The 11,379-nt window shown below is 69.9% G+C and carries 9 protein-coding genes; 5 read left to right on the top strand and 4 right to left on the bottom strand.

Translation table 11 applies throughout. From position 1 onward, the window contains the following. The first annotated feature begins 97 nt into the window (after positions 1-97). Positions 98-559, top strand: coding sequence for a DUF6458 family protein (locus ABN034_RS16210; RefSeq protein WP_349691846.1), 462 nt, complete (start codon positions 98-100; stop codon positions 557-559). 64 nt (positions 560-623) lie between these two features. Here ABN034_RS16210 and ABN034_RS16205 read toward each other — a convergent pair whose 3' ends face one another. Next, positions 624-1,589 carry a Gfo/Idh/MocA family protein gene (locus tag ABN034_RS16205; RefSeq protein ID WP_349691845.1) on the bottom strand — a complete coding sequence of 322 codons (966 nt, stop codon included), beginning with the start codon at positions 1,587-1,589 and terminating at the stop codon, positions 624-626. Positions 1,590-1,691: 102 nt separating this feature from the next. Further along, entirely contained in the window at positions 1,692-2,753 is a 1,062-nt protein-coding gene (locus ABN034_RS16200) for a LacI family DNA-binding transcriptional regulator (RefSeq protein WP_349691844.1), read from the bottom strand. A gap of 277 nt (positions 2,754-3,030) precedes the next feature. Between ABN034_RS16200 and ABN034_RS16195 the strand changes: the two genes are divergently transcribed. From ABN034_RS16195 to ABN034_RS16180, 4 genes are all read left to right on the top strand, one after another. After that, positions 3,031-5,031, top strand: coding sequence for an ABC transporter substrate-binding protein (locus ABN034_RS16195; protein ID WP_349691843.1), 2,001 nt, complete (start codon positions 3,031-3,033; stop codon positions 5,029-5,031). Positions 5,032-5,154: 123 nt separating this feature from the next. Next, entirely contained in the window at positions 5,155-6,726 is a 1,572-nt protein-coding gene (locus ABN034_RS16190; RefSeq protein ID WP_349691842.1) for an MFS transporter, read from the top strand. Beyond that, positions 6,723-9,254, top strand: a complete 2,532-nt coding sequence (locus tag ABN034_RS16185) for a PEP/pyruvate-binding domain-containing protein (protein ID WP_349691841.1) — start codon at positions 6,723-6,725, stop codon at positions 9,252-9,254. Before ABN034_RS16190 ends, ABN034_RS16185 begins: the two co-directional genes overlap by 4 nt. 8 nt (positions 9,255-9,262) lie before the next feature. Beyond that, entirely contained in the window at positions 9,263-9,904 is a 642-nt protein-coding gene (locus tag ABN034_RS16180; RefSeq protein WP_349691840.1) for a TetR/AcrR family transcriptional regulator, read from the top strand. A 53-nt stretch (positions 9,905-9,957) separates the two neighbouring features. On the opposite strand, the gene ABN034_RS16175 is transcribed toward ABN034_RS16180, so the two are convergent. Both ABN034_RS16175 and ABN034_RS16170 read right to left on the bottom strand, forming a co-directional pair. Next, on the bottom strand, positions 9,958-10,377 hold the full coding sequence (locus ABN034_RS16175) for a VOC family protein (protein ID WP_349691839.1): 420 nt from the start codon (positions 10,375-10,377) through the stop codon (positions 9,958-9,960). Beyond that, a complete protein-coding gene (locus tag ABN034_RS16170) occupies positions 10,374-11,276 on the bottom strand; it encodes a helix-turn-helix domain-containing protein (RefSeq protein WP_349691838.1) in 903 nt (300 codons plus the stop codon). Before ABN034_RS16170 ends, ABN034_RS16175 begins: the two co-directional genes overlap by 4 nt. Positions 11,277-11,379: the final 103 nt, after the last annotated feature.

The raw sequence follows: 11,379 nt of genomic DNA, 5'->3' as shown, positions 1-11,379 counted from the left end.
TCCGAACGGCACGACGACCCGCCCGCCCCCTTGTCACGAGGGCGGCCGGTCGATACGGGGACAGTCCGAGATAGCCAAGTGCTCGAGGTGAATTCCCATGGGTATCGGTGCCAGCATCCTTCTCATCGCTGTCGGCGCCATCCTCGCCTTCGCGGTCGACTACCACGTCTCCGGGATCGACATCGCCGTCATCGGCTGGATCCTCATGCTCGTCGGCGCACTGGGCATGGCCGCGACGCTCGCGATCTGGGCGCCTCGCCGGAGCCGCGGACCACGCGAGCGGCGTGAGCGGCGCCGGCCCTTCGCCGCTGAGGACCACCCGCCGGTCGCTCCTGCTGGCGAGGCGGTCGAATACTACGCAGGCGTCGACCCGTCCGGTCGCGAACGCTGGGTCGTCGGCAGAGTCGAACGACGGGAGCGGCGGGCCGACGGCGAGTGGCTCTACATGCGACCGACGCAGCCCGGCCCCGGCGCGCGTCAGCCGGAGCCCGCGTGGGTGGCGGCCGAACAGACGCGCATGATGCCGGCGTACGACCCACGCAACGGCCACCCGCGCTAGGAGACGTCCGTCAAGGTGTGACGGCCCGGAAGGCCGCTCGCTGAGTTCGGCGGCCTTCGCTCGCTCACTGGCGCAGCAGTGCCTGGGCAAGGATCTTCTCCGCGACCTGCATGGTCTTCAGGGCGTCGCGGAACGGTGAGCTCGTGAGCTCCTTTCCCGCCAGGAGCGAGTCCACGAACTCCCGGTTCTTGGCCTGGAACCCACCGTAGATGTGGAGGCTCTCGCCGCCCGCGACCGCACGGGAGTCGTACGTCGTACCGGTGGTGTCCCCGTCGGCGTAGAGATGCGCCTGCCCCTCCGGGTCGGCGTCACAGGCGATCTCGGGTGCGTGCATCTCGACCCTGAAGATCCTCCGCCCACTCGCCCAGTTCGCCACCAGCAAACCGGTCGATCCGTTGTCGAAGTGAAGTGTCGCCGTGATCCAGTTGAGGTCCGGTACGCCGACCTGCTTGCAGTGGCTGTCGATGTCGACGACCTCGCCACCGCAGAGCCACCGCAACGTGTCGATCGCGTGCACGCCGTCGTCGAGCATCCGGTCGCGGGCGGACACGAATGCGCGCCGGTCGCACTTGTAGAACTCGCACACGGCATGGGTGATCGGTCCTCGGGCAAGACATGCCTCGCGCATCTTCACCAGGAGCGGCGACGTCCTGCGTTGGTGGCTGACCTGAGTGATCACCCCCGACGTCTCGGCGAGGTGGGTCAGCATCCGCGCCTGGTGCCAGCTGAGGCCGAGCGGCTTCTCGACGTAGAGGTTGAGGCCGTGTTCCAGGCACCAGACCCAGATGTCGTACATCAGGTGCGGCTGGCCGACGGCATAGACACCGTCGGGTGCCGTGGCGTCCGCCATCGCGCGATAGTCGGTGAAACGACCCTCGATGCCGTACTGGTCCGCGACCTCCGCCAGGCGTCTGGCGTCCAGGTCACAGACACCGACGATCTCCACGTCCTCGAACGACGCCAGTGACGGAAGGTGCACCCGCTGCGTCATCGCACCGACGCCGATCAACGCGACCCTCGCACGGTCCATGCCATCTCCTGCTTCCGTTGCTCAGTCGTCAGCTTCCGGCGGCTCTTCCGGCGGTCTCCGGCTGCTCAGCTGCCGGCTTCCGGGCACCTGCGCCCGCTGCTTTCATCGACCGCCCGGTGGGGCCGTCGACTGCCGGACGACGAGTTCCGCCGCCGCGGTCACGTGCTCGGGCTCACCACTCCGCTCGCCTTCCAGTCGTCCGATGAGCTGGTCGGTGGCGACACGCATCATCTCGGGCAGCGGTTGGCGCACCGTGGTGAGCGGCGGCGCGGCTACCTCCGCGAGCACCGGCAGGTCATCGAAGCCGAGCACCGACAGGTCGTCGGGCACGCGAAGGCCGAGGTCACGAGCGCCCGCGTAAGCCCCGATCGCGTACATGTCGTTGATCGTGAAGAGCGCCGTCGGCCGGTCGGGCCGGCTCAGCAGGTGATGCGCACCTGCCCGACCCAGCTCGGCCCCCTCCGCATCACCGAACGCCGTCACCGACGCGCCCTCCCACACCAGACCAGGGTCGAACCCGATGCCCGCCGCCTCCAACGCCTGGCGGTACCCGGCGAGCCGCTCGCGCCGACTGACGGTACGGATCGGGCCGGACAGGAAACCGATCCGCGTGTGCCCCAGTCCGGTCAGGTGGGAGGTCGCCAGCCGGGCGGCGAGGACGTTGTCGATCTCCACGCTGCCGACGACCACCGAGCCCGCGCCGGCGAGCGAACGGTCGAACGCGACGACCTGCAGGCCACGCCCAGCGAATGTCGTGAGGTGGTCGAACGACAACGGCGACGACCCGAAGATCAGTCCTCGGACGCCGGAGTCGAGCAGCGTCTCGGCGAACCTGGCCTCCCGCGCCGGGTCGCGCTCGGCGTTGCACAGCAGCACCTGGTAGTTGCGTTCACTCGCCGCCTGTTCGACCCGCAACGCGACGAAGCCCCAGAACGGGTTCGCCACCGAGGGAACGAGCAGCCCGATCGTGCGTACCTGCCCGGTACGGAGCTGGCGGGCGAGCTGGTTGGGCGCATAGCCGAGCTCGCGGACGGCCTGGCGTACCCGCTCGCTGGTCTCGTCCCGCATCCGGCCGACCCTGCCGTTGAGGACGTTCGACACCGTGCTCGGTGAGACGCCGGCATGGCGCGCGACATCACGCAGGCTGACCTTGCCGCTGCCCAACCGCCCTCCTCACACCGGTATGGATGTCGTTCGGAGTCTAACGATTTAGTCAAGACGTTGGCCACCTCGAACATCGGTCTCTTCGAAGCACGACAGCGTCCTCTCTCGGACGCGGCGACGTCCGCAACGCCATTGAGTGGCAGATTGATAAATCGTTACACTGCGGCGATCCACGCTGGTCGTCGTCTCGCCCGGCGGGCGGCATCTCCACAGTCCCGCGTTCAGCCCGCCCGTTGGATTCGAAGGCTGGCGCTGCCTCGACGAGAGGAGCCTGACCATGGGTCAGCAGACCAACCACGTCCGCCACGGTCTGACCCGGCGGCAGGCACTCGGCATTGGCGTGTCGACCCTGCTGGCCAGCGGCGCGGGAGCCGGCTGCAACCTGCTGTCGACCGATCCGAGTACGCAGAAGAAGGCGACCGGACCGGCCGCGTCCAAGGGCCGGGAGGCGCCCATGCTGGCCGAACGCGTCAAGGCCGGTACGCTCCCGCCGGTCGGACGACGCCTACCGAAGAAACCGCTCGTCGTCGAGCCCGCCGAACGCATCGGCCAGTACGGCGGTACCTGGCGGGCGGCCATGCTCGGGCCCGACACCGCGTGGCTGGATCGCAGCGTCGGTTACGACCCGGTGCTGCGATGGCGCCCCGATGCCCGCACGTTCGGCCGCGACCAGGTGGTGCCGGGCGTCGCCGAGTCCTTCGAGGTCAACGCCGACGCGACCGAGTACGTCTTCCGGTTCCGGGAGGGCACCCGGTGGTCCGACGGAGAACCCTTCACCGCCGACGACGTGCTCTTCGCCTATGACGACGTGTTGCGAAACGAGGACATCTCTCCGCTGCTGGCCGCCGCCTACCTCAGCGCGGATGGCCCGGCAACGCTGGAGAAGATCGACGACTACGCGGTACGGGTGACGTTCCCCGCGCCCAACGCACTCTTCGCCCAGCGGATGGCGACCAAGGCGTACGGTCTCGACTTCGTCCGGCTCCCGAAGCACTACCTGTCCCAGTTCCACGCGAGCTACGCCGACAATGCCGACCAGCTCGCCGAAGAGGAGAAGCTCGGCGACTGGGTGGCACTGTTCGACGCCAAGCGCGACAGATGGGCCAACCCCGAGCTCCCCACGCTCAACGCCTGGATAATCAGGCAGCCGGTCGGAGAAGGCGACCGGGTGGTTGCCGAGCGCAATCCGTACTACTGGAAGGTCGACCCCGACGGCAGCCAGCTTCCCTATCTGGACGAGTTCGTCAACGCCATCATCACCGACCCGGAGGTGATGCTCCTCAAGGCCACGAACGGCGAGTTCGACATGCAGACGCGGACCATCACCTCGCTGCGGAACAAGCCCGTCCTCGCGCAGAGCCGCGAGAAGGGTGGCTACGAGTTCGTCGACATGGTCAACGCGAACATGAACACCGCGATCATCTCGCTGAACCTCTGCCACAAGGACCCGGTGAAGCGCGAGATCTTCCGCAACCGCGACTTCCGCATCGGACTCTCCCACGCCATCAACCGACCGGAGATCATCGTCGCGGCCTACCAGCGGCAGGGCGAGCCGGCCCAGCCGGCGCCCCGCCCGGAGTCGGACTTCTACGACGAGACGTTGGCCAAGCAGTACACCGAGTACGACGTGGATCTGGCCAACTCGCACCTGGACAGGGCCGGTTACAGCGACCGCGACGGTGATGGCCTTCGGCTGGGCCCGGACGGGTCGCCGATCAGGTTCTCCGTCGAGATCGCCTCCCAGGACTACGGCTTCGCCTGGGCGAGCGTGATGGACCTGGTGCGGGGATACTGGCGCGAGGTCGGCATCGATGTGAACATCCGGGCCGAGGACGGCGACCTGTTCTACGAACGCAAGGACGCCAACCTCTTCGACGCGGTGGTGTGGCAGGGCGACGTCGGTGGCATGGACCCGCGCCTCGAACCCCGCTACTACATGCCGTACCGCGACGAGTCGAACTTCGCGCTGGCGTGGGCGGAGTGGTACCAGACCAAGGGCGCCGGCGGCGAGGAGCCGCCGGCCGCGGTGCGCGAGCAGATGCGGCTGTACGACCAGATGGCCGCGACCGCCGACCCGGCCGAGCAGGACCAGTTGCTCCGCGACGTCATCGCGATGGCGCGCGAGCAGTTCTACGCGATCGGGATCGCCCTGCCGCCGAAGGGTTACTGCATCAGGCGTACGGATTTCCACAACGTGCCCGCGACGATGATGATCGAGTCCGACTATCCCGAGCCAGGACCGTCCAACCCGGAGCAGTACTTCACCACCCGCACCTGACTGACCGCCTTCGCCCACGGACCACCCGTGGCGATAGTGAACGTTGTGTTTCCAATACATGGAGAGTAATCTGCGCGTATTGGAAACGCTCCGTACTCTATTCTCGCGAGGGTGGGTGGCGGCATGGCGCAGCGACGGCCGACGTCGATGGCCCTCGTACTCCCGGGACTCCTGCTCGTCATGCTCCTCGGCGCCCTCGACCAGACGATCATGGCGCCCGCGCTGCCCACTGTGGCGGCGGACCTCGGCGGGCTCGAGGAGATGCCCGCTGTCGTGGTCGCCTACCTCGTCGCGGCGACCGTGGTCATGCCGATCTACGGCAAGCTCGGCGACCGGCTCGGCCGCAAACCCGTCATGCAGGCGGCGATCGGGGTTTTCGTCGCCGGCGCGATCCTGTGCGGGCTCGCGGGGTCGATGTCGCAGCTCGTCGCGTTCCGGGCGGTCCAGGGCATGGGCGGCGGCGGGTTGATGATCGGCGCCCAAGCCCTCATCGGCGAGATCGTCAGTCCCCGTGAGCGCGGCCGCTATCTCGGGTTCGTCGGTGCGGCGTACGTCGTCGCCGCCGTGGGTGGGCCGCTGCTCGGCGGGTTCTTCGTCGACCAGCTCAGCTGGCGGTGGATCTTCGCGATCTATCCGCCGCTCGGGCTGGTCGCCTTCGTCCTGCTGGCCGGCACGCTCCGGATCCCCCGGCCGACCGCCAGGCCGCCGATCGACTGGGCCGGCGCACTCACCCTGGGCACCGCAGTCGTCGGCACGGTCCTGCTGGCAGGCACGGTGGGCGGTCTCGACGCGGTGCCGGGGTGGGTCCGTCCAGGCCTGATCGCCGCGACGATCGCCGGGTACGCCGGCTGGCTCGTCACGACCAGGCTTGCCACCGACCCGATCCTTCCGCTACGGCTGTTCCGCGACCCGGCGTTCGCCATCCCGGTCACGATCAGTTTCCTCATCGGGTTCGCGCTCTTCGGTACCGTCACCTACGTCCCGGCGTTCCTGCAGATCGCCCTGGGGACGACCGCCACGCAGGCGGGGTTGCTGGTGACGTCACTCATGGCCGGCGTCCTGCTCACCACGGTGGTGTCCGGTCGGCTCATCACGCGGACGGGGAAGTACAAGGCCTTCCCGGTAGCCGGTACCGCCCTCACGGCGACCGGACTGGCACTGCTGGCCCTTGTCGGCGCCGGCGCTCCTCCCGCGGTTCTCGCGACCGTGCTGCTCCTGACCGGACTCGGGGTCGGTCTCGTCATGCAGGTCATGGTCCTGGTGGCACAGAACTCCGTGAGCTATCCCGACCTTGGTGCGGCGACGTCGGCCGTGACCTTCCTCCGCCAGATCGGCGCCTCGGTCGGGGTGGCGGTCGTCGGAGCACTGGTGACCTGGCGCTTCACCGAACGCCTGCCCGCCGGGCTCACGGACCGGCTCGGCGGCGGCCGGATCGAGAGCCTCTCCCCCGACGCCCTGGCGCAGCTTCCAGAGGGTGTGCGGTCCGCCGTCAGTGCGGCGTTCGGTACCGCCGCGCCACCGGTGTTCGGCGCGATGGCGCCGCTGCTCGTGCTGGCGTTCGTTCTCGCGCTCGCGCTGCCGGTACGCCCCCTGCGGACCACTGCCCATGTCGACGCGCACCACGAGCCCACCGCCCAGGTCGCCACCCACGACGACGCCACCGCCTCCCGACGACACGAGGAGCAACTGCCATGACGGACTGGCACGTCACCTCGCTCAGCGACTTCGGCCGCGACGACATCGGTGCAGCAGGCGGCAAGGGCGCCAACCTGGGCGAGCTGGTCCGGGCCGGCTTCCCGGTCCCCGACGGGTTCGTCGTCCCCACCGATGCGTACGAACGAGTCCTTGACGCCTCCGGGCTCCGGGTCCACATCGCCGACGTGCTGGGCGCTGACGGTGGCGACGGTGCCGCGATTCGCGCCGGGTTCGCCGCGGTCGAGGTTCCCGAGGCACTCCGAGCCGCGCTCGCAGACGCCCACGCGAAGCTCGGCGGCGGCCCGGTCGCGGTCCGCTCGAGCGCCACGGCGGAGGACCTGCCCGGCGCGGCGTTCGCCGGCCAGCAGGACACCTATCTCAACGTCGTCGGTTCCGCCGCCCTGGTCGACGCCGTACGCCACTGCTGGGGATCGCTGTGGACCGACCGGGCGATCGCCTACCGCCGTAAGCGGCGGATCGACTCCGCCGACGTACGCATCGCCGTCGTCGTCCAGCGCATGGTCGAGGCCGAGACGGCGGGCGTCATGTTCACGGCTAACCCGGTCTCCGGCGACCGGAGCGAGATCGTCGTCGACGCCAGCACCGGGCTCGGCGAGGCCGTCGTCTCGGGCCTCGTCACACCGGACCACTACGTCCTGGACGCCGGCGGCAGGGTCAAGGAACGCACGCCCGGGCGGCACGAGGTCGTCGTCACGTCGACGCCGGGCGGCGGCGTCAGCCAGGACAAGGGTCCGGTCACCGACACGCCTCCGCTGCCGGCGGCCGTGCTGGCAGAGCTCGCCCGGCTGGGAACCGCGGTCGCCAGCCACTTCGGACGTCCCCAGGACATCGAGTGGGCCTACGCCGACGGGCAGCTGTGGTTGGTGCAGTCGCGCCCGATGACCGCGTTGCCGCCGCCCCCTGTCCGGCTCAACCACGTACAGCGGCGCATGGCGTCGGTCCTGCTCGAGTATCTTCCGGTCCGCCCGTACCCCATCGACATGACGACCTGGCTGCCGTACGGACCAGCCGGGCTCATGGCAAAGGTGGCGGCGAGCGTCGGTGTGGTGCGGACCTTCGACGACATCCTCCACGAGGAGGACGGCGTGGTGGACCGGGTCGTGCCGCCATCGCCGCGCCTCGCGCCCAGGGTGCTCGTGGCGCCGTTCCGGCTCGCCCGCCGCGCCGGCCGGTACGACCCGGCACGGTGGACGGAGGACCCGCGCTTCGTCGAGTTCCTCCGGCGTACGGACGCACTCGCCCGCGTCGATCTGCAGGGCCTTTCCTGGTCAGAGCTCGTCCGGGTCCCGCGGACCGCTCTGGACCTGGAGAAGCCGGTCGCCGACCTGCGCATCGACTACCTTCCCCGGTCCGGACTCGCGCTGTTGCGGCTGCTCGTCGCGCTCACACTGGTGCGGCGACGGCGCCTGCTGGGCGACCTGATCCTCGGCGCGCACACAAGGACGGAGGCGGCCAACCGTGCTCTGGCTGGACTCGCCGATCTGGTACGCGCCGATGCCCGACTGGCGGACGCGTTCGCGCGGTTCGACGCGGTCAAGCTGGTCGACGTGATCGCGGATCCGGCGTTCGACGGGTTCGCGCGGGCGTTCGAGGACTTCCTCGGTGAGTACGGACATCGCGAGACCGCCAGCCCGATTCTCGTGTCGCCACCCACCTGGGGCGAGGCTCCGGAGACGGCCCTGGGGCTGGTCAAGGTGCTCGCCGGGGCGCGGTCGCGGAGTGGTCCCGACGCCGATGCCGATGCTGATGCCGATACCGATGCCAAGGCCGACCGGGCAGGTGCGGCGATGGCCGACGTGCTCGACCATCCACTGCTGCGCCGGCCGTGGGCGCGGGCGAGAATCCGGCGCTGGGTCGAGGCGGCCCGGGCGGGTATCGCCTTCCGCGAGGACTCGCACTTCTACTTCACCAAGCCCTTGCCGGTCCTGCGGCGTTCCCTGCTGGAGATGGGACGCCGGCTGTGCGAGGCCCGAGTGCTGAACGTCTCCGAGGACGTGTTCCACCTGCGTCTCGAGGAGCTCGAAGCGCTCCCCGACGTGACCGCTCTCCCGGACGCGACCGCATCGCAGGTGCGCGCAGTGGTCCGGGCGAGGGCGGCCAGGCGCGACGAGTTGTCCGGCGTACGCCTGATCGATCCTGCGCTGGTCTTCCCGCGCACCAGCGACGAGGGGGACGCGCTGGTCACCGGAACCGGCGCCGGCGGTGGCGCCGTCACGGGACCGGTCAAGGTCATCCGCGGACCGGACCGGTTCGGTGACCTGCAGACTGGCGACGTCCTCGTCTGTCCGTACACCAATCCGGCGTGGACACCGCTGTTCCCACGCGCGGCGGCGGTCGTGGTCGATGCCGGCGGGATCGCTTCACATGCCGCGATCGTCGCCCGGGAGTACGGCCTGCCCGCCGTCATGGGCACCGGCCGGGCAACCAGCGTGCTCAGCGACGGACAGCTCGTCACCGTCGACGGCGACACAGGACGGGTGACCGCGGCCATCCCGGAAGCTTCCTAGGATCTCCTGTGGCCCGCGAAGCGCACGACCCTCCGGCCAGGGCGGCCACCGACCACCGCAGCCAGCCGCGGCGGCGCGGAGACGCCCTCACCGCCGCCATCTTCCAGGCCACGCTCGACGAACTCGCCGAGCACGGCTACGCGAAACTGACCATGGAACGCGTCGCCGAACGTGCGCGGGCGAGCAAGGCCTCGCTCTACCGTCGCTGGCCGACCCGGATCGAGCTCGCGATGGACGCGGTCTACCACGCCCTGCCCGACCCGACCGCGCCTCCGGACACGGGGACGCTGCGCGGTGATGTCCTCGCCAGCCTCCGCGCCTCCGCCGACGCGCTCGCGGGACCTGCCGGCGAGGCGATGCGCGGTCTGCTGAGCGACGTCCTGCGTGACCAGGCCACCACCAGACAGGTACGCCAGCACTCGCAGGGAACCGGCCGGATGGTCATGGGAGAGATCGCCCGCCGGGCGGCCGAGCGCGGCGAGATCGACCCCGGCGTCGTGACTCCTCGCCGGCTCGAGACCGGACAGGCGCTGCTTCGTACGTACTTCCTCTTCAACGGCGTACCCATCCCCGACGAGGTCATCGTCGAGATCGTGGACGAGGTGGTACTGCCGCTCTTCGGGGCCGATCCCCCCGCGTCCTCGGCGTGAAGGTCCTCTGTACCCCGCCCCGGGGCTGCTGGCCCACCGGGCTCCAGCTCGGCTCAGGCGTCCTTCGTGGGTTCGCCGCGGTAGGTGCCGAACGACCAGAGGTTGCCCTCCGGGTCTCGGACGCCGAACCCGCGCGAGCCGTAGTCCTCGTCGCGGAGCTCCTGGAGGATGTCCACGCCCGCGGCTTTGGCGCGGGCGTACAGGGCGTCCGGGTCGTCGGTGACGACGTAGACGCCCTCGTGTCCCGGCTGCTGCGGCCACGGGTCGTCGGTGCCCGCATCGCGAACCGAGCCGAGCATGATCCCGCCGCCCAGGGGCCAGGACAGCTGCGCGTGGTCGACCCGGTCCCCTTCGCCGAAGACCGCCGTCTCGACGAAGCCGAAGGTGTCGACCAGGAAGCGGATCAAGGCTCGCGCGTCTCGGGCGCGGAGGGTCGGCCAGATGGCAGCCGTGCCAGGTGCGTTGTCAGTCATGGCCTCGATGCTGTCCGGTCGAGGTCCGGTGCGACTTGGAAATTTCCGAACTCCTCGGCCAGCCACCGGCTCGGCGGACATCCCGCCAGCGACCGGAACTCTCTCGCCAGGTGGGCCTGGTCGTAGTAGCCGGACTCCGCGGCCAGGGTGGCGAGGTTCGGGCCGGAGTCGTCGGCAGGTGTGGCGTGGCGCTGCAGGATCCGCCGGGTCCGGTCGAACCGGATGACCCGCGCGGCGACCTTCGGGGTGAGCCCGATCTCGGTACGAAAGTGCCGCGCGAGGTACCGGTCGCTCCACCCGACCTCCTGCGCGACCTCGGCCACTGAGGACGTTCCCCCGCTCGCCAGAAGCCGCCGCCAGGCGTGGAGGAGCTCGGGCGGGAAAGGGCGGGCTGGATGGTGGTCGCGGTGGTGGCCGAGTTGGTCGAGTCGTCGCAGGAGGAGTTCGTCGAGGATGGCGAGGCGTCGCGGCCAGGCCGCCGCGGTCCGGATGCGCTCGTGCAGTTCGTTCGCGAGTGACCCGAGGATCTCTGTGCCGTCGACGTCCACGCTGGCGAGCTCCCCGGCCGGCAACCCGAGGAGTGCCCTCGCGCCGCAGGGGTTGAGCGCCAGCTGGATCCCCGACTGCCGTCCCTCGTGGCTGATCAGGGCGGGAGCGGTGTGCAGGCCGCCGATCAGCGTGTCGTACCGGCCTGGCGGGATGGCAGGATCCGGATGGGCGGCGATCGTGACGGGTTCGTCCAGGGTGACGATCAGGGTGAGGTACGGCGAGGGCAGGCCGCGATGGATCCCAGGCGCCCGACCGGCCTGCAGGTAACCGACGTACTCCGCCACGAACGGTCGCAGGGCCGGCGAGGGCCGCCTGCTCACCCATTCCTCGGCCGGCTCGTTCCCGGGCATCCGTCCATTGTGCGGCACGTCGTACGGCCACCCACGCTGCGCGCCTTGTGCGCCAGTTCCCCACAATGCGCGCCCGATTCACCGTGCACGTGGGGAATGATCA

The organism is Actinopolymorpha sp. B11F2 (genome assembly GCF_040195635.1).
GTDB lineage: Bacteria > Actinomycetota > Actinomycetes > Propionibacteriales > Actinopolymorphaceae > Thermasporomyces.
Note: the sequence above shows the minus strand (reverse complement) of the source record. Positions and strands in the feature narration are given on the sequence as shown.

What these genes read in the sequence shown, in the direction of transcription:
- ABN034_RS16210 (WP_349691846.1), top strand. Translation starts at nt 98, where the DNA reads ATGGGTATCGGTGCCAGCATCCTTCTCATCGCTGTCGGCGCCATCCTC.
- ABN034_RS16205 (WP_349691845.1), bottom strand. Translation starts at nt 1,589, where the DNA reads ATGGACCGTGCGAGGGTCGCGTTGATCGGCGTCGGTGCGATGACGCAG.
- ABN034_RS16195 (WP_349691843.1), top strand. Translation starts at nt 3,031, where the DNA reads ATGGGTCAGCAGACCAACCACGTCCGCCACGGTCTGACCCGGCGGCAG.
- ABN034_RS16190 (WP_349691842.1), top strand. Translation starts at nt 5,155, where the DNA reads ATGGCGCAGCGACGGCCGACGTCGATGGCCCTCGTACTCCCGGGACTC.
- ABN034_RS16185 (WP_349691841.1), top strand. Translation starts at nt 6,723, where the DNA reads ATGACGGACTGGCACGTCACCTCGCTCAGCGACTTCGGCCGCGACGAC.
- ABN034_RS16175 (WP_349691839.1), bottom strand. Translation starts at nt 10,377, where the DNA reads ATGACTGACAACGCACCTGGCACGGCTGCCATCTGGCCGACCCTCCGC.
- ABN034_RS16170 (WP_349691838.1), bottom strand. Translation starts at nt 11,276, where the DNA reads ATGCCCGGGAACGAGCCGGCCGAGGAATGGGTGAGCAGGCGGCCCTCG.